The organism is Cellvibrio sp. PSBB023 (assembly GCF_002007605.1).
Lineage (GTDB): Bacteria > Pseudomonadota > Gammaproteobacteria > Pseudomonadales > Cellvibrionaceae > Cellvibrio.
This window is the reverse complement of the sequence record NZ_CP019799.1, coordinates 3,034,545-3,052,927: the sequence shown is the minus strand read 5'-3', so window position 1 is coordinate 3,052,927 and position 18,383 is coordinate 3,034,545. Positions and strand designations below refer to the sequence as shown.

Annotated in this window: 19 protein-coding genes; 9 read left to right on the top strand and 10 right to left on the bottom strand. The window is 51.2% G+C overall.

From position 1 onward, the window contains the following. Positions 1-10: 10 nt before the first annotated feature. Positions 11-1,573 carry a TerC family protein gene (locus tag B0D95_RS13305; RefSeq protein ID WP_246841606.1) on the top strand — a complete coding sequence of 521 codons (1,563 nt, stop codon included), beginning with the start codon at positions 11-13 and terminating at the stop codon, positions 1,571-1,573. Between the two features lie 259 nt (positions 1,574-1,832). Next, a complete protein-coding gene (locus B0D95_RS13300; protein WP_078044342.1) occupies positions 1,833-2,327 on the top strand; it encodes a hypothetical protein in 495 nt (164 codons plus the stop codon). A 59-nt stretch (positions 2,328-2,386) separates the two neighbouring features. Here B0D95_RS13300 and B0D95_RS13295 read toward each other — a convergent pair whose 3' ends face one another. From B0D95_RS13295 to B0D95_RS13275, 5 genes are all read right to left on the bottom strand, one after another. Next, positions 2,387-3,247 (bottom strand): DMT family transporter, encoded by an 861-nt coding sequence (locus B0D95_RS13295; protein ID WP_078044341.1) that lies wholly within the window; start codon positions 3,245-3,247, stop codon positions 2,387-2,389. A gap of 1 nt (position 3,248) precedes the next feature. Beyond that, a complete protein-coding gene (locus B0D95_RS13290; RefSeq protein ID WP_078044340.1) occupies positions 3,249-4,754 on the bottom strand; it encodes a Ppx/GppA phosphatase family protein in 1,506 nt (501 codons plus the stop codon). Between the two features lie 156 nt (positions 4,755-4,910). Then, positions 4,911-5,426 carry a protein-export chaperone SecB gene (secB, locus tag B0D95_RS13285; RefSeq protein ID WP_078044339.1) on the bottom strand — a complete coding sequence of 172 codons (516 nt, stop codon included), beginning with the start codon at positions 5,424-5,426 and terminating at the stop codon, positions 4,911-4,913. A 66-nt stretch (positions 5,427-5,492) separates the two neighbouring features. Further along, positions 5,493-5,750 carry a glutaredoxin 3 gene (grxC, locus tag B0D95_RS13280; RefSeq protein ID WP_078044338.1) on the bottom strand — a complete coding sequence of 86 codons (258 nt, stop codon included), beginning with the start codon at positions 5,748-5,750 and terminating at the stop codon, positions 5,493-5,495. A gap of 47 nt (positions 5,751-5,797) precedes the next feature. Continuing rightward, positions 5,798-6,211, bottom strand: a complete 414-nt coding sequence (locus B0D95_RS13275) for a rhodanese-like domain-containing protein (protein ID WP_078044337.1) — start codon at positions 6,209-6,211, stop codon at positions 5,798-5,800. 358 nt (positions 6,212-6,569) lie between these two features. Between B0D95_RS13275 and gpmI the strand changes: the two genes are divergently transcribed. The 5 genes from gpmI (at position 6,570) to B0D95_RS13250 (ending at position 12,185) form a co-directional block, all read left to right on the top strand. Continuing rightward, positions 6,570-8,114 carry a 2,3-bisphosphoglycerate-independent phosphoglycerate mutase gene (gene gpmI, locus B0D95_RS13270; protein ID WP_078044336.1) on the top strand — a complete coding sequence of 515 codons (1,545 nt, stop codon included), beginning with the start codon at positions 6,570-6,572 and terminating at the stop codon, positions 8,112-8,114. 70 nt (positions 8,115-8,184) lie between these two features. Next, entirely contained in the window at positions 8,185-9,366 is a 1,182-nt protein-coding gene (locus B0D95_RS13265; protein WP_246841605.1) for a murein hydrolase activator EnvC, read from the top strand. A gap of 107 nt (positions 9,367-9,473) precedes the next feature. After that, positions 9,474-10,880 carry a S41 family peptidase gene (locus B0D95_RS13260; RefSeq protein ID WP_078044334.1) on the top strand — a complete coding sequence of 469 codons (1,407 nt, stop codon included), beginning with the start codon at positions 9,474-9,476 and terminating at the stop codon, positions 10,878-10,880. A gap of 8 nt (positions 10,881-10,888) precedes the next feature. Further along, on the top strand, positions 10,889-11,800 hold the full coding sequence (locus B0D95_RS13255; RefSeq protein ID WP_078044333.1) for a divergent polysaccharide deacetylase family protein: 912 nt from the start codon (positions 10,889-10,891) through the stop codon (positions 11,798-11,800). Between the two features lie 160 nt (positions 11,801-11,960). Beyond that, positions 11,961-12,185, top strand: coding sequence for a DUF6316 family protein (locus B0D95_RS13250; protein ID WP_078044332.1), 225 nt, complete (start codon positions 11,961-11,963; stop codon positions 12,183-12,185). 41 nt (positions 12,186-12,226) lie between these two features. On the opposite strand, the gene B0D95_RS13245 is transcribed toward B0D95_RS13250, so the two are convergent. After that, the gene (locus B0D95_RS13245) at positions 12,227-14,152 is read right to left on the bottom strand and encodes an ATP-binding cassette domain-containing protein (protein WP_078045761.1); all 1,926 of its coding nucleotides are present in this window, start codon (positions 14,150-14,152) and stop codon (positions 12,227-12,229) included. Between the two features lie 50 nt (positions 14,153-14,202). On the opposite strand from B0D95_RS13245, the gene B0D95_RS13240 reads away from it, so the two are divergent. Next, positions 14,203-14,724, top strand: coding sequence for a TIGR02444 family protein (locus B0D95_RS13240; protein ID WP_078044331.1), 522 nt, complete (start codon positions 14,203-14,205; stop codon positions 14,722-14,724). On the opposite strand, the gene B0D95_RS13235 is transcribed toward B0D95_RS13240, so the two are convergent. Next, a complete protein-coding gene (locus tag B0D95_RS13235) occupies positions 14,691-14,936 on the bottom strand; it encodes a DUF2789 domain-containing protein (RefSeq protein ID WP_078044330.1) in 246 nt (81 codons plus the stop codon). The two genes, B0D95_RS13240 and B0D95_RS13235, sit on opposite strands and share 34 nt — an antisense overlap. Positions 14,937-15,049: 113 nt before the next feature. Then, on the bottom strand, positions 15,050-15,772 hold the full coding sequence (gene rph / locus B0D95_RS13230; RefSeq protein WP_078044329.1) for a ribonuclease PH: 723 nt from the start codon (positions 15,770-15,772) through the stop codon (positions 15,050-15,052). Positions 15,773-15,933: 161 nt separating this feature from the next. Here rph and B0D95_RS13225 point away from each other — a divergent pair, with 161 nt between their 5' ends. Then, positions 15,934-16,803 (top strand): YicC/YloC family endoribonuclease, encoded by an 870-nt coding sequence (locus tag B0D95_RS13225; protein WP_078044328.1) that lies wholly within the window; start codon positions 15,934-15,936, stop codon positions 16,801-16,803. A 404-nt stretch (positions 16,804-17,207) separates the two neighbouring features. Here the strand turns inward: B0D95_RS13225 and B0D95_RS13220 are convergent, their stop codons facing one another. Both B0D95_RS13220 and B0D95_RS13215 read right to left on the bottom strand, forming a co-directional pair. Continuing rightward, positions 17,208-17,693: a hypothetical protein gene (locus B0D95_RS13220; RefSeq protein ID WP_078044327.1), complete on the bottom strand. Its 486-nt coding sequence runs from the start codon at positions 17,691-17,693 to the stop codon at positions 17,208-17,210. Next, positions 17,694-18,332, bottom strand: coding sequence for a hypothetical protein (locus tag B0D95_RS13215; protein ID WP_078044326.1), 639 nt, complete (start codon positions 18,330-18,332; stop codon positions 17,694-17,696). Positions 18,333-18,383 lie beyond the last annotated feature (51 nt).

Genomic DNA, 18,383 nt, shown 5'->3' with positions numbered 1-18,383 from the left:
CGTGGAATGGATGGCTGATCCCGGCGCCTGGCTGGGACTCTTAACACTGGTCATTTTGGAAATTGTACTGGGGATCGACAACCTGATCTTCATTGCGATTCTCGCCAACAAGCTGCCGCCGCATCAGCGGGATAAGGCGCGGGTTATCGGCCTTGGGTTGGCGCTGATTATGCGCTTGCTGCTATTGCTGGGCATTTCCTGGCTGGTGACCCTTACCGAGCCGCTGTTCAGTATTTTTGATAAATCCCTCTCCGGGCGCGATTTGATTTTGCTGCTGGGCGGTATATTCCTACTGTTTAAAGCCACGGTCGAAATCCACGAACGCCTTGAAGGCAAGGTGATCACCCAGCGCAAAAGCCAGGTACACGCCGCCTTCTGGGCGGTGGTAGCGCAAATTATCGTATTGGATGCTGTCTTCTCGCTCGATGCAGTCATCACCGCCGTCGGCATGGTGGAGCATGTGGAAGTCATGATGATTGCGGTCATTATCGCCATGATGATTATGATCGTGGCGAGCAAGGCGCTCACCGACTTCGTCAACCGCCACCCTACGGTGGTCATGCTCTGCCTGGGCTTCCTGCTGATGATTGGTTTCAGCCTGGTGGCCGAAGGCGCCGGTTTCCATATCCCCAAAGGCTACCTCTACGGCGCTATCGCCTTCTCGGTGCTCATTGAAGTATTCAATCAATTGGCGCGCTCCAACCGCACCCGTCACCTGATTGGTGAGCGCCCACTGCGCGATCGCACGGCCGAGGCCGTTCTCAAGTTGCTGGGTGGTCGTGGTGACGCTGACGAAGTGGGCGATGACATTGCCGGTATGACTGCCCATCGCGGTGAAGATGAAGCCTTTGAGCACAGTGAGCGCAACATGATTCGCAGTGTGCTGCAGTTGTCTGATCGCCCGGTGCAATCACTGATGACCCCGCGCCCTGATATTGTCTGGGTTGATGCCAATGCCAGTCCCACCGAATTGTTGGAGACCCTGAAAACCACTCCGCAAACCCGGCTGCTGGTGGCGCGCGATGAACTGGACAACCTGCTCGGCGTTGTACAAAGCCGCGACCTGCTCACCGCCGCGCTCGACAACCAACCACTCGATCTGGCCAAGCTCGCGCTCTCGCCACTCGCGGTGCCCGAAGGCACCAGCGCACTTAAAGTGCTGGAAATGCTGCGACAGGAGCCTTTGCCTCTGGCCATTGTGATAGACGAATACGGCAGTATTAAAGGCCTGGTCACCACCGGCGACCTGCTCGCCGCCATTGCCGGTGAATTGGCTGATACCAACGACCAGCCGCTCGCTGTCGCCCGCGACAACCGCTGGTGGCTGGATGGCAGTATTTCACTCGATCAAGTGGAAGAGTTGTTGCAGATTAAATTGGAACGCGGCGACGGCGATTATTTTACTCTCGCCGGATTATTGCTGGAGCAATTGCAACATGTGCCTGTGGTGGATGAGCAAATCCTGCTCGCGGGTTATGAATTTCAAATTAAAAGCATGGAAGGTCGCCGCATTTTACAAGTGTGCGCTACACCATTGACTGAAGATCTGGGTACTCCGCAAATCGGTTATTGAGCAAAAAAACGTCACTGCGTGCGCATGGACTTAATAAGATGAAAAATGTGTCATCTTACGAGACCCAGCGCACTGTCCGGTTAAAAAAACCATCAGATAATGTCACCACAAAATGTCGGTAAATACACATTCAGCAATTGTTCATTTGCGCAGATTAGTATCACCCTTGAAGACCTTACTGGAGAGTTTTTTATGAAATCATCACTGAAAAAGATGAGCATGGTTATCGCCGCTGCCGGTTTATTCAGCCGTAAATGCATTGGCAAATTCACCGATCAGTTACAACTACGCCGGTATTCAATTTGTTAATCAGGATGTAGATAACTGCAGTAGCAATGCCGATGGTCTGCGTTTGAGCGGCAGTCTGGAATTGAACAGCGATTTTTTTGCGCTGGGTTCCTACAGTGATTTAAGTGATGATCGCTGTGGCTCCAACGCGATCAGTGTTGGTATTGGTTACCACACCTTGTTTGGTGCAGATTCCAGTTTGTACGGCGCACTGAGTGTGGAAAATATTGATATCGATCACGGCGACAGCGATTCAGGTTTAATTGCGGCTGTAGGTCTGCGTGGTTTTATCAACCAACAAGTAGAAGCCAAAGTGCAACTCGCGCATCACACCGCATTTGATGGCAACACTGTATTAAGTGGCGGCATTGCCTACTGGTTTGCACGCAATGTTGCAGCAACAGCAGATGTTGGTTTGGGAACAGAAGCCTCAGAAATTGGTTTGGGTTTGCGCCTGAATTTTTAATTCATAGGCAGCACCTGCACCATAAAAAAAACCGGCGCTGCCGGTTTTTTTATAGGTGGCTATCTCGCGCCTAACCATGCACCGGTACTGGTTGCCAATAAACCGGACACCAACCATCCATTTAAATCTTCACCTAATACCAGTGATGCGCCAATGCCTGCCAGCGCCGGAACCAACGCCATGCACGCGCCGGTTCTGGCTGGTCCAAGCCGCGTCATTGCCGCCATATAAAACAGCATCGCAATCACCGCCACTATCAGCCCCTGATAAATTCCTTGCAGCACAATATCCTTAACCGGTGCCAAGAGAATCGCTTTGGGTAGCCATAAAATATAAACCGGCAAAAATATCAGCGCAGATAAAAGCGCACTGCCAATGGCTGTTTCCCACGCCCCAAAACCGGAGCGTTTGGCCAGAATGGTATAGAGCGCCCAAATAAGCGATGACGTAATTAACAACAGATCGCCGGGCAAGGTATTTTCGCTGCGCGAAAAAATATCCACACCAAGGCAAATAATACCCAGCGCAATAATTGGCAGCGCTATACGCAAATTGCGTCGCAGTGGTTCGTGTAACAATATAAATGCCATCAAGGGCACAAAAAACGGCAGTAGCCCTGAAATAAGCACGGCACCATGGGCGGCGGGTGCATGCTTAAACGCAAAATACACAACTGTTGAATAACCTATGCCACCGGTTAGTGCTAACGACAACATGGTTTTATTAAAAAGTGGAACGCGTTTCCAGAATAGCCACAAAGGCAGTAACACCAATGAGGCAACACCAAAACGCAACGCGGTAATATCAAACGCATTCAATTCACTGGTTCCACCCATCCGGGCCACCAACACAAAACCAGACCAAATCAACACAGCGCCAGCGGCAAAAAAATAACCGCTGTTGGAAGGGGATGTTTGCATGCTAATTGCCGCTCACCATCAATTCATAACCAATATCCCCCAAATGCCGCTGTTCAGTGTCCAGGTCCGCTTGGGTTAAGGGGTGGCTTTGAATCCAGTGATGAGGCAGTGATAATTTAATTTTTTTGCCATCGGCGGTGAGTGAAATGTTGGGCAAGCCATCTTTTATGCGGCCGCGATGAAAAATGGCGGCGAGGCGCAATAAAATGGCGAGGCGCACCAGGTCAGTATTGTCGAGCGGGAAATTTTTAGCCGGAAATCGTTTGCGATGTGCGAGGACTAAGGCGGAGAGTTGAGTTTGCTCCGCCCGTGAGCAACCAGCGAGATCAACATGTTGCACAATGTAAGCGGAGTGTTTGTGATAATCATTGTGCGCAATATCCAATCCCACTTGGTATAGGCGCGCCGCCCAGCCCAATAATTTTCTGGCATCGCGCGCCGTGAGCTGCCATTTTTGTGCGACCTGCGTTAATAAGTTGAGTGCAGTTTTTTCTACCGCTGTTGCCTTTTCCATATTCACATGAAAACGCAGCGCGAGTGCATCTACGCTGGCTTGGCGAATATCGTGATTTTCCAGTCTGCCTTTTTGGTCGAACAATAAACCTTCGCGCAGCGCCCAGTCGGCGGCGATCATGCTTTTTAGTTGCAGCGCTTCAAACAACGCACGCAACACAATGGCGCCGCCTAAAAAAACCGGCTTGCGATCATCGGATAATCCGGGCATGTCGATATCGAGTTTGCCGGCATCCAAATAGCGCGCAATAATTTTATCAAGTGATGTGGCGCTAATAGCACCGTCACTCCAGCCGTTAGTCTCACACACTTTGGCAACGGCTTTGATGCTGCCCGACGCGCCCAATACTTCTTGCCAGCCGCGTTCGATAAATTCATCTTTCACTGGCTGTAATTCTTGCAAGCAAGCAATGAGTGCTTTGGTGATGGATTTCTCTGTGACCTTGCCATCATTAAAAAATTGTTTGGTGATAGCGACACAACCCATGTTTAAACTTTCTTTCAGCGAAGGCGTCATGCCGGAACCCAGAATGACTTCGGTGCTACCGCCGCCAATGTCCATCACAATGCGATTGCCTTTATCCGGCGCAATGCAATGGGCTACGCCCAGATAAATTAATCGCGCTTCTTCATCGCCGGAAATAATTTCCACCGGGTGCCCCAAGCGCGCTTCGGCGGCGGCGAGAAACTCACCGGCATCGCTAATGCTGCGCAAGGTTTTAGTGCCCACAATGCGCACACTGCGCGAGGGATAAGCGCGCAGGCATTCGCCAAAACGCTCAAGGCAGGCGAGTGCACGTTCACGCGCGTCTTTGCTTAAGCTGCCATCGGCTTGCAAACCAAAACCGAGGCGCACTGGCTCGCGCAAACGATCAAGCAGCGTGAGTTGGCCGTTATCCCAGCGCGCGACAATCATGTGAAAACTGTTGGAGCCTAAATCCAGTGCGGCGATATGGCTGGCACCCGCGTCGGGGCTTGAGGATAAGTTAAACATAGCGATTTACCGTTCATCATCAACTGCAGTGATTATGCGAGACTTGACGTAGATTACACTCACAAAGCGACAAAACAAGGTGATAGCTAAAACGCGGCGCAATAAAAAAGGCAATCACCGACGTGATTGCCTTTCAGCGCAAAACCGGATGCCTGATTAGTTCAGGGTTTCTGTTGTTTCGCCCTTGGCTTGTTGAGCTTGCTGCGCCTGTTGTTGCGCGGCGCTGATGGCTTGTACGAATACTGCATCAAAATTGATAGGAGGCAGCATTAAGGGGGGGAAGCTGCCGCGACCGAGAATGCCATCTACCGCTTCGCGTGCGTAGGGGAACAAAATTTGCGGGCAGGCGGTGTTAATCAATTGCGTGACAGCAGGGCCTTCGATACCGGAAATAGCGAACAAGCCCGCTTGTTTTACTTCCACCAGGAATACTGCGCGGTCTTCCAGGCGTGCAGTAATGGTGAGCAGCAGAACCACTTCATACAGGCCGTCTTCCACCGGATTGGCCTGGATGTTTAAATCCTGTTGGATATTAGGCTTGTAAGCCTTGGTAAACGCTTCCGGGCCCATGGGCGTTTCAAACGAAATATCTTTCAAGTAGATACGTTGAATAGCGAATACCGGGCCCTTGGCACCTTCTGCTGCAGCAGTTTGTTGATTATTTTCAGACATAATGAACTCGACTTGGTGGTATTAAATAGATGAGTGATTGTTGGTACAGCAGCGACCGCTGGCGAATCAGGGTTGCGCCAGCAGTGCGTCTAATTTGCCCGCTTTATCCAGCGCCCAGAGATCGGTAAAACCGCCGACGTGATGTTCGCCGATCCAGATCTGCGGCACTGTGCGCTGACCGCTTTTGTCCATCATTTCCTGACGCAATTGCGGCTGGGTGTCCACGCGAATTTCTTCCACTGCCACGCCTTTTTGCGCCAGTAGCTTTTTTGCATTAACGCAATAGGGGCAGACAGCGGTGGTATACATAATCACGTGGGCCATAAAAACTCCAAAAATTCAGCTAAATCAAACGGCCAATGGCACAGGCATTACTTGCCTTTTACCAGCGGTAAATTTTGCGCTTGCCATTCGGCAATACCGCCGCCCAAACGGCGTACGTCAAACCCTTCCTTGCCCAGAAAGCGGCCAACAGCACCGGCGTGTTGACCCAGTTTGTCGATGAGGATAATGGTTTTATCCTTGTAGCTCGCCACCTCGGTAGATTCTTTGGTGAGCTTGGCGTAGGGAACATTGATCGCTCCCACAATGTGGCCCGCTTTGAACTCGGCGCTATCGCGCAGGTCGACCAGTACCGCATTGCCCTCATTGACCAAACGGGTTACTTCATGGGGTGACACCGGGCGTCCACTTTTGATGCGATCGCGCCATACATAGATGTAAATCAATACAATCAGGGTGGTGACCAGAAGCCACTCATGTGAAACAAATACAAAAAAATCCACGGTACTTTGCCTTCTTTTGGTTGGGTCCGACCCGATAGGTGGGGGCGTATAAAGGGGTTTTCAATACGCGCCGCCAGCAGTTTTATGGTTGGCGACAACAAGGCGCCGGAGTATACACGATTGGTCGCCGCGATTGACGGCGGCATTCAGGCCCGGAATGAGGGTTTATGCCGCCTATAGCCAGATTGTAAGCGGTTAATAGCACCTTTTTACATAGAGTTAGCGCGCTCAACCCGTTAGAATACGAGCCATTATCGCGCTTGCCGCCCGGCAACCTGCGCACCTGATTCGCCGCTGTGGCCCCAACGGCTATAGCGATTTGTCCCGATTCATGTTCATCCGACCCTGGAAACGATTTATGAGCGCTAAAAAACCTGTAGTTCTGTTAATCCTCGATGGCTTTGGCTATTCCGAAAAAACCAAATACAACGCGATTGCGGCAGCGCACAAACCGGTGTTCGATAAACTTTGGGCCAATGATCCCAAAAGCCTGATCGAGACCTCGGGTATGGCGGTGGGTTTGCCTGAGGGCCAAATGGGTAACAGCGAAGTGGGCCACATGACCCTCGGCGCTGGCCGCGTGGTCTACCAAAACTTCACTCGCATCAACAAGGCCATTAGCGATGGCGATTTCTTTACCAACCCGGTGTACGTCAAGGCGATTGATTCCGCAATCGAAAGTGGCAAGGCCGTGCATATTCTCGGCCTGCTCTCGGAAGGCGGCGTACACAGCCACGAAGACCACATCTACGCCATGATGAAAATGGCCGTAGAGCGCGGCGCAAAACAGGTTTACCTGCACGCCTTCCTCGATGGTCGCGATACCGCGCCACGCAGCGCCGAAAAATCCCTGCAAAAGGCGCAGGATTTGTTCAAGGCATTGGGTGCCGGGCGTGTCGCCTCTATTGTTGGCCGTTACTTTGCGCTCGACCGCGACAACCGCTGGGATCGCGTGAAAGCTGCTTACGATGTGATGGTCACTGGCGATGCAGAATTTGATGCACTCACGGCAGTCGATGGCCTGAAAGCGGCCTACGAGCGCGGTGAAAACGACGAATTTGTGAAGGCGACCGTGATCTGCGGCGAAGATGAAGAAGTGGCGACTATCAATGATGGCGACTCGGTAATTTTCATGAACTTCCGCCCGGACCGCGCGCGCGAAATTACCAATGCCCTGATCAGCGAAGACTTCACCGGTTTTGAACGTGAATTGCACCCGGCCATTGCGCATTTTGTGCAAACCACCGAATACGCCTCCAGCATCAAGGCACCCATCGCCTTCCCGCCGGAAGACCTGACCAATTCATTTGGCGATTACATCGCCCAGTTGGGAAAAACCCAATTGCGCATCGCCGAAACAGAAAAATATGCCCACGTAACCTTCTTCTTCAACAGCGGCAACGAAGTGGTTTACGAAGGGGAAGACCGTATTCTGGTGCCATCACCCCAAGTGGCTACCTATGACCTGCAACCGGAAATGAATGCGCCCATAGTGACTGATAAATTGGTGGAGGCGATTGAATCCGGCAAATATGACGCGATTATTTGCAACTACGCCAACTGCGATATGGTTGGTCACTCGGGCATTATGGAAGCGGCAACCAAAGCCGTTGAAGCAGTAGATGCTTGTGTTGGTCGTGTACTGGAAGCGGTAGACAAGGTGGGCGGCGAAGCGCTGATTACTGCCGACCACGGCAACGTGGAGGAAATGTTCGACGAGGAAACGGGGCAGCCCCACACCCAGCACTCCACTCTGCCGGTGCCGTTTATTTTCCACAGCTACCGCAAAGGCACCATTGCTCCTGGCGGCTCACTGGCGGATGTTGCACCTACCATGCTGTACTTGATGGGCTTGCCGCAACCCCAAGAAATGACTGGCCGCAATTTGATTACCCTGGCGTAATCGGGCGGCACAAAGCGGCTGGTGCCCTGCACCGGCCGTTTTCTTTTTCACCTTTATTGATATCACTACCATGAGTCGATTTTTTGCATTCACCAAAACTCTCGCACTCAACAGCTTGCTTTGTTCGGTTGTCCTGTTTGCGGCCACGGCTTATGCGGATGAAAAGGCCGAGATGGCCAAGCTGCAAAAAGAGATAGAAGCCCTGCAAAAAGAATTGCAGCAGGTGCAAGGTACACGTTCCACACTGCAAAAAGAGCTGCAAAAATCCGAAGAGGAAATTAACAAGCTGCAGCAAAAAGCCAATGAGATCAACAAAGAACTCAAACAGCAAAACAATGAATTGAATCAGCTAAAAAATGAGCGCAGCCAACTGGAGCAGGCAAAAAAAAAGCAGCAGGGACAAATCGCTGAGCAGATGCGCGCCGCCCATAAATTGGGTGAGCAGAGCGAGGTTAAAGTCTTGCTCAATCAGGAATCGCCCGATCAGCTCTCGCGCATCATGAAATACCACAGTTATTTTATGGAAGCGCACAATGGCAAAATGCAGCGCTTTATGGAAACTATCACCCGTATTGATGCACTAACACCGGAGATAGAAAAAAAAACGCTTGAATTAGGTGCTATGCAAGCGCAGTTGGACGAGCAGCGCCAACAGATGAAAAGTCGCCAGAACGAGCGCCAGCAAGCTCTGGCCAAGGTCAATGATCAATTCAAAGACAAAAACCAACAACTCAAACAACTGAGTGAGGATCGCCGCCGCCTACAGGCCTTGTTGGAGCGAGTAACCCAGCGAGTGGCGACGAGCGGTGCGATGAATTCGCCAGCCTATGTGCCCTTGCCGGCGGGCGGCGAAAAGTTTTCCCAACGCAAAGGCCGTTTGCCCTGGCCAACCCAAGGTAGCCTGATTCATCGCTTTGGCAGCCCGCGTATTGCCGGGCAGATTAACTGGAGCGGCGCTTATATTGCCGCGCCTATGGGCAATCAGGTGATTGCCGTCCATCATGGGCGCGTGGTGTTTGCCGATTATTTTGGTGGGCATGGGTTGCTGGTTATTGTCGATCATGGCGAGGGTTACCTCAGCCTTTATGCGCACAACCAAAGCCTGCTAAAAAAAGCCGGTGAACCGGTGCGCGCCGGTGAGGCCATCGCCAATGTCGGCAATTCCGGCGGTCAGGCCACAACCGGTTTGTATTTTGAAATTCGCCATCAGGGGCGCCCCATTGACCCCGGAGCGTGGCTGGCGCGCGGTTAGCGCTGCAGTGTTATTTTTTAGCGGGTGGCTGTCATTTCCGGCAGTTTTGGCTTAGTGTGCACCCCGATTCAGGATAGATTTTGGCTTGTTCAGCCATCGGAGATCTCATGTTTTGCGCGGCTTTTTTCCAGTTTCACGGTAACCTCCGCTCGTCCCTTATCGGCTTGTTGGTCCTGCTTCCTGCCGTGGCGCTGGCGGATGAAAAACCTACCACCAAAGAAAGTGGCCTACTGCCTCTGGAAGAACTGCGCACCTTCACCCGTGTGTACGATCATGTGCGCAGTGGCTATGTCGATGAGATCAGCGACGCGCAACTGCTTGAATACGCCATAAAAGGCATGATTGCCGAGCTCGATCCTCACTCCGCCTACCTGGACAAAGAAGCCTTTGCCGACCTGCAGGCCAGTACATCCGGTGAATTTGGCGGTGTTGGTTTGGAAGTGAGTATTGATGACGGCTACGTCAAAGTCGTTACCCCTATCGATGGCAGCCCCTCGGCCAATGCCGGCATTATGGCGGGCGATGTTGTGGTGCGCATCGATGACAAGCCGGTAAAAGGCATGGATCTGAACAAGGCCGTAAACCTGATGCGCGGCCCCAAAAATAGCCCGATCAAAATTACCGTGATGCGCGATGGCGTTGATCAACCCATCGACTTCAAACTGCTGCGCGACATTATCAAGGTGCAGAGTGTGCGCACCCGCCTGCTGGAGCAGGATTACTTCTATATCCGTATCGCCCAATTCCAAATAGATACGGGCAAGGAAATGAGCAAGAAAATCCGTGACCAGTTAAAAAAGAACCCGGAAACCCGCGGTGTCATACTCGATTTGCGCAACAACCCTGGCGGCGTGTTGCAAGCGTCTGTCGAGGTGGTGGATGCCTTCCTCGATGGTGGCCAGGTGGTCTATACCCAGGGGCGCCTCGAAAACAGCAACATCAGCTATAACGCGGATGCGGGCGACATTACCAACGGCTTGCCACTGGTGGTGCTGATTAATGACGGTTCCGCCTCTGCCTCGGAAATTGTGGCGGGTGCTCTGCAGGATCACAAACGCGCCATCATTATGGGAACTCGCAGTTTTGGCAAAGGCTCGGTGCAATCGGTGATTCCGATCAGCAATGACCGTGCGGTAAAGCTCACCACGGCGCTCTATTACACACCCAATGGCCGCTCGATCCAGGCTCAGGGCATTGAGCCGGATGTGGAGGTCGAGCGTGTGCAAGTCGCGGCTATCGCCCAAAACCCAGGGGTTACCGAAGCTGATCTGGCGCGTCATTTGGGCAATACCAAAGGCGGTAAAGAGAGCACCAGTAAAGATCGCGCTACCCGTCGCATCACCAGTGCCGAGCTGTTGCAGGAGGACAACCAACTCCACGAAGCGCTCAACCTGTTAAAAGGTTTGAATATTTTCCTGCAAAGTTCGCCCTTGGCCAGCAGCCAGGAGCCGACGCCGGAAATCGCCCCGGACATAGTGTTGCAGCCCAACCTTGACGATCAGTCACCACATTAATTGCTCCCATGGATAAGCCAAAGGCCATAGTCCTGTGCCGCTGGCTAGTGGGTGCGCTCAGCGCGCTGGCAGCCTTGTGCAGCGCCAGTGATTTTCACCCCGCTTCACCCGCCGCCAAGCCATCCCATGAGATGGCGCAGCTGGCAATCATCATCGACGATCTGGGCTACAACTTGCGCCTGGGTCAGCGAACCCTGAATTTAGCGGGTGATATTACCGTCGCTGTGCTCCCCTTTACGCCTCATGGTCAAGAGCTGGCCGAATATGCTTATCAGCAAGGCAAGGAAGTTATGTTGCACGCGCCGATGAGCAACCACCATGACTACCCTCTGGGGCGTGGCGGCTTGCGCAGTGGTATGTCAAAAGCAGAATTTCTCCGGGTGTTACGCCAGAATCTGGCCAATGTTCCCCATGTCAAAGGGGTAAATAACCATATGGGTAGTCAGCTCACGGAAGAGTCTGCGCCTATGGGGTGGTTGATGGCCGAATTGCAGCAGCGCCAACTTTATTTTGTAGATAGTCGCACCAGTGCCCAAACCCAGGCATTAATCCAGGCTCAACACATCGGCCTGCCCAGCCGCAAACGGGATGTATTTCTGGACGATAAAAGAGACACTACAGTCATCTACCAGCAATTGGTTGTTGCATTGAAAAAGGCCCAGCAGCAGGGTTCTGCCCTCGCGATTGGCCATCCCTATCCGGAAACGCTACAGGTATTGGAGCAACTGCCCGAATTGCTCTCTCGCTACAAGGTCACACTGGTAAAGGCATCCCGGCTGATGACTTCTGCCACGCCTCGTGCCGTCAAGGTGGTATCTACAACTTATTGTCTGGCACCACCCGCGAGTCTATGGCCGTCGACTTGGGCGCCGGTTGACCCCTTTGGTTATAGGCCGGAATTGGCGGAAATTGATGAGTAAAACGTCAAAGGATTAACACCGGAATCTTCTAAAAACAGCATTCTGGCAGAGCAACTAAATCTAGCGATCTGTTCCTGTTGCTGTCTATAATCACCTTGGGTGATTAATGTTCAGCCCGCAACAAGGAAATCATAGAGTGGAAGCGCAGCGAGGAATCAATATGGCTACCGCAAATAGAGCAGGCGAACAGGGCAGCGTCCCTACCCGCCACGGTCGATATGTACAGAAAGAGGGCTATTGGTACTACACCACCCGCGAAGGTGTGGACATAGGCCCATTTGATAGCCGCACTGATGCCGAAGTGGGTGTTGGTGAATTTATTGAATTTATTCAAGCATCCGAGCCGAAGGTCTCCGATGTGCTAAAGCAGTACCGCGCGGCCTAGATTTTTTCTAGGCCGCTAGTTCACACCGGTATTCATTCCTATCACTGATTGGCGGCTTCCAGCTCTTCGCTGATCATCAGCCAGTTTTCTTCCGTCTCTTCCAATTGGCTCTGCAGTTTGCCCTGCTCGGCAATCAGCTCCTGCATTGTGGTTTTGTTTTTCTCTTCATAAATGCTGCTATCGCTTAATTGGGTTTCAATGTCGCCCAAGCGTTTTTGCAGCTTTTCCAACTGGCTTTCCAGATTTTTTAATTTATTGGTGAGCGGTTTTAGCTGCGCGCGCTGCGCCGCTGATTGTTGGCGTTGGGCTTTTTTATCAACCTTGTCGCCACTATCAGCAGTGATTATTTTTTCTTTGTCGGCGGAAGCTGCCGTGGTTTTTTGCTGTTGCATCCACTGGTAATAATCCTCCAGATCACCGTCAAACTCTTCGACTTTGCCATCGGCAACCAGCCAGAATTCATTGACGGTGTTGCGCAGTAAATGACGATCATGGGAGACCACAATCACGGCGCCTTCAAATTCCTGCAGCGCCATGGTGAGTGCGTGGCGCATTTCCAAATCCAAATGGTTGGTGGGTTCGTCGAGCAATAAGACATTAGGTTTTTCCCAGGCGATAATCGCCAGCGCCAAACGCGCCTTTTCACCGCCAGAAAAATGGGTGATAGGCTCAAACGCGCGGTCGCCATGAAAATCAAAACTGCCGAGGAAATCACGAATTTCCTGCTCGCGCGCCATAGGTGCTAACCGCTGGATATGCAGCGCGGCGGAGGCATTAATATCCAATGCTTCCAGTTGATGCTGGGCAAAATAACCCAGCTTGAAATGCTCGCCGTTAGTGCGATCGCCGCTCAGCAGCGGCAGCGAACCGGCGAGGGTTTTTACCAAACTGGATTTACCCGCGCCGTTAGGGCCGAGCAAACCAATTCGCGTTTCGGCGCGAATGCTCAGCTCGACTTTATTCAGAATAACTTTGTTGCCCTGATCACCGCTTTTATAACCTATGTCGGCGCGTGCGATATGCACCAGCGGCACTGACATTTTGTCGTGGCATTTAAACGTGAAAGTAAACGGCGAATCGATATGGGCGGGCGCAATTTTTTCCATGCGCTCCAATTCTTTGATCCGGCTCTGCGCTTGACGGGCTTTGGTCGCTTGGGCACGGAAGCGGCGAATATAACTTTCGACGTGGGCGATGCGCTCTTGCTGCTTCTCAAAACTCGCTTGTTGCTGTGCGAGTTTTTCCGCACGCTGACGTTCAAACGCAGAATAGTTACCACTGTAGTTATCGAGCTTTTGTTTTTCGATATTCACAATGCGATCGACAATATTGTCGAGAAAATCGCGGTCGTGCGAAATGATAATCAAAGTACCGGCGTAGCGTTTGAGCCACTCTTCCAACCACAGGGTGGCGTCAAGGTCCAAGTGGTTCGTTGGTTCATCCAGCAACAACAAATCAGACGGGCACATCAGCGCTTGCGCAAGGTTTAAACGGATGCGCCAACCACCGGAAAAATCACTCACCGGGCGCTGGTCATCACCGGGGGCAAATCCCAAACCATTGAGCAACTGCTGCGCGCGCGATGGTGCGGTATAGGCATGGATATTTTCCATATCGCTATACAAATGCGCCAACTGCTCGCCATTGTGTTCCGGGTCTTGCAGGGCAGTGGCGATGGCGCGCTCCAGACGGCGCAGTTCGCTGTCGCCATCAAGCACGTAATCCAGCGCGCTTCGGCTGGTATGGCCAACTTCCTGTGCCATATGGGCGACGCGCCACTGCTTGGGAATATCCAGCGAACCGGTATCACTTTGCAGTTGGCCCAACAAAAGTTGGAATAAGGTGGATTTGCCTGTGCCATTGGCGCCGATTAAACCGACTTTCTGGCCAGGGTAGATAGTGAGGTCAGCACCATCCAACAGGAATTTGGTGCCGCGCTGAACGGAGACGTTTTGTAATTGAATCATGGCGCGCATTCTAGCAGACTTGCCCTAAACCCCTGCTAGCGGATTCTGCAATGCTCTCGCCAAACCAACTCGATTCCCTGTGGGATTTTTCCCTCGCACTCTATGCCCAACCTGAGGTGGCCGACACTTGCCTACGCTTGCAGGATGAGCAGGGCATCAATGTGAATTTATTGCTTTGGTGTGTATGGCTGGAATGCAAAGGGCTGGCGCTGGACGATGCTCATCTGCACGAAGCTCAACGCCGTATTCGCGGCTGGGACCAGCATTATGTAGTGCCGCTGCGCCACCTGCGGCGGCGGATGAAAGCCGAATTTGGCACACAGGACGCTGCTGTCGAGGCGGTGCGCAAGCATATCCAGCAAGCGGAATTGGCAGCCGAGAGAGAATTACAAATGCGCTTGCAACGGGTGACGCAGCAGTGGCTGGAACAGGGCAACGCAACTACATCCGCCGCGATGGCTGGCGGATGTAGAGGCGAGAACCTGCGCCGCTATCTGGACCAAGCGGGCGTCAATCGCGGCGCAATTGATACTGTGGTTCAGTGCTTTACAGGCGTTTTGCGCAACATTTGATCCAACTGGTCAACCAGGTCGCACCAGTCTGAATCCTGCTGCCAGCTTTCGCGTAAAAAAGCGCGCTGTGAGGGCGTCCAAAAACTCGCGTCGGCGAGGCGTATGTTGTCAGGCAAGGGGTGGTGTTGAATAAACTGTGCGATATCCGCGTAGTCGTTATCCAAGCCCAGTTGGGAGAAGAGTTCCGGCATGCCCATGGGTTGTTGATTCATAAAAGATCCTCCGTGTTATATCCCTTCAAGTATGAAACTCCTTTCAGGGGAATGTTCAATTGTTTTTTCATAAAAAAAGGAGCGCACAGAGCGCCCCTTTTGATGAGTGGCGATCAGCCTTCGCCAAGTGCTTGTTTTTGCAGCTTATGTAGCTCGGCAATGGCTTTTTTGCCCAAACTTAACATAGCTGCAAATTCAGCCTCGCTGAATGGCTCGGCTTCGGCGGTGCCCTGGATTTCAATAATGCCGCCGTCATCGCCAAGCACCAGGTTCATATCGGTATCGGCAGAGGAGTCCTCAGGGTAATCCAAATCCACTACGGGTACGCCTTGGTAAATCCCGACCGAAATAGAGGCTATGCCGCGCTTGAGCGGTTCGCCATTCACTTTGCCGGTTGCTTTCAAATGATTGATGGCATCGGCCAATGCGACCCAGGCGCCGGTAATGGATGCTGTGCGGGTGCCGCCATCGGCTTGAATAACGTCGCAATCGATATGGATGGTGTTCTCACCCAGGGCGGTTAAATCCACCGCTGCGCGCAATGAGCGGCCAATCAAACGCTGGATTTCCACGGTGCGCCCTTGCTGCTTGCCACGTGCTGCTTCGCGATCCATCCGGGTGCCGGTAGAGCGTGGCAACATGCCATATTCAGCAGTGAGCCACCCTTGCCCCTGGCCACGTAAAAAGGGAGGAACCGAATTGACCACGCTGGCGGTACAAATCACTTTGGTATCGCCAAATTCCACTAGCACTGAGCCTTCGGCATGTTTGGTGTAATGGCGGGTGATACGAACAGGGCGTAATTGGTCGGGTGAGCGACCGCTGGGGCGTTGCATGGCTTGATCCTTACTGCGAAAGGGAACTTAAAAGGTAAAGCAGGGAGCTGTGATAAGATCCTGCATCGGTTATGACAATTAATTTACGCGGGAACTCTACCAGCTCAAGGGCCGACAAGACCAGCATTGATCGCCCGACCCGCGCCTTCTGAGGAATGACTATGCCACGCAGTATGACCGGGTTCGCACGTCGCGAAGCCAAATTTGCCTGGGGAACCCTGGTTTGGGAAATCCGCAGCGTTAACCATCGCTACCTGGAGCCGAATTTTCGCCTGCCGGAGGATTTCCGCGAAATAGAGCCGCACCTGCGCGACGCCATGCGCAAAGCCCTGCAGCGGGGCAAAGTGGAGGCGAGCCTGAATGTCCATTGGGAGCAGGAAGGTGAAAACGAATTGGGGGTGAACCTCGCCAAAGTCGCCCAGCTCACCACGGCTGCCCAGCAAATTAACGGTTTACTGGGTGCTGTTGCCGCACCGGTCAATGCGCTGGAAATTTTGCGCTGGCCAGGGGTTATCCAAAAACAAGAGTTGGATCGCGATGCGATGCACACTGCCGCGCTGGCATTATTCGACAGCGCATTAGAGGGGCTGATCGAACACCGCTCGCGTGAAGGTGCTGAGCTGGAGCAATTGATCCTGAGCCGTTTGGATAGCGTCTCAGCACAGGTGGTAAAAGTGCGCGCGCGCATGCCGGAAATCCTCGCCGCGCAGCGCGAAAAACTGCAAGCCAAACTCGCCGCCCTGCAAGTGGAATTAGACCCTGAGCGCTTGGAACAGGAAATTGTCCTGCTTGCGCAAAAAGCAGATGTGGATGAAGAATTGGATCGCCTGGACACTCACGTTATTGAGGTCAAACGCAGCCTCAAACAAACCGATTCACTGGGTCGCCGTCTGGATTTTTTAATGCAGGAATTGAATCGCGAAGCGAATACCCTCTCTTCCAAAAGCATCGTAAGCGATACGACGCAAGCGGCGGTGGAATTGAAGGTATTGATTGAGCAGATGAGAGAGCAAATTCAGAATATTGAATGATGTTTCTCAAAATTTCGCGAAGACTCAAAAATATATAAATATTTTATAATTCAGTCAGTTATGCAAAATTCTATATAAGCTCAGTTTTACATTGTATCGCTGAGTTTCATTTTGGAAGTGACACAATTGATGACATGGATGTTTACATAAGAACTATTGACGAAACAAAGAATTTACCCATATTCAAAGAGCACACCATTTTTCGGAGACTCTTTGATGAACGATCAGCAGCTAAAATCATTAGATCAGAACGGAACGCCACAGCTAAAGTAAGTGGATGATTTGCTTTAGCGAGTTCATCGGCAGTCACCGGGCCATCATCAAAAACACTTGCAGATGAGTAAATAATTTTTCTTATTCCCCTCCGTGTAAATTATTTAATTTGCACGGAGGTCATTTGGATGTTAATGCCCCATAAAAAGCCGGGGCACAACATGAGACAAGTAAGATGCAACAAACACAATAATGTAAAATATGGCTATATTAACGCCTTGGTCAGAACTGATCGTTTTTTCTTCCAGACCTTTCTGGAACCCCTTGTGAGATGGAAAACCAATCACTCTCCATATGATAAAAAACTCTTTTTTGTAAAAAAACAAAACAAGAAAAAATAACCATGGAGTAATGATTGATTTAAAGTCCATTTCCCAAAGCACAAAGGTTATAGCAATAAACAATTGAACACCGACAGCTCCATGATTCAGACCTTTAAAATTATCGCTAGATATATTAGCGGTAAAATTAATACCTGCCGAAAAGATCAGATAGTAAATAAATGCCCAAACGACCCATAAATTTTCAATACCAAGAATATTATTAGAAAATATATGCGCTGCATAAATAAAATATATAAAGGGCAACACTGATAATATAGCAGTATATTTCTTCACTTATAAAAACCCCGCAGCACCTGCAATTACACTTACCAGAAATGCCCAAGCAATCCCCTCGTATCCCATCCATGCCACCCAAGGGAAATATGAGATGAAGGCACTAACAAAACCTAAAAATGAGTTATTCCTATACTCAGTCTGCGTTGTTGCCGTAGACATTCCATAGACCCAACTTGCGAAATTTATTGCCTCTCCTATTAACACTGCGACCAAAAGCCATCCACTCAAAAAGAACAATGCAGCAGCTATTAAGGCTCCAAATGCTAATAAATTCCCCCAAAATAGCAAATCATCAACAAATCCACCATTTTTCCCACCAGAAATCATGTAGACGCCAGCGCCTGTTTTTGGATCAATTAACGTATATCCTTCGCCAACCCATCCATTAAAATTAATCCGAGCTTCGTGGACAGTAGCAATTTTTACAGCATTTACTGCATTACGAATATCATTTTTTGCATCTGCGCTAATGTTAATTCTACTTAATGCAAGATTCACATTGGATTTGCTAATTGTCCAAATTTTCTGGCCTTGCTGGCTTGCAATAGCTAACGCTTTTACCGCACTAATACCTTGCGCTCTTTCAGTTTCTGTAGAAAACATTTTCTCTGGAACAAAATGTTCCATAACACTCATTCAAATACCTTGACTAAACAGAATCGATTCTTCTTTATTATTAGTTTTACT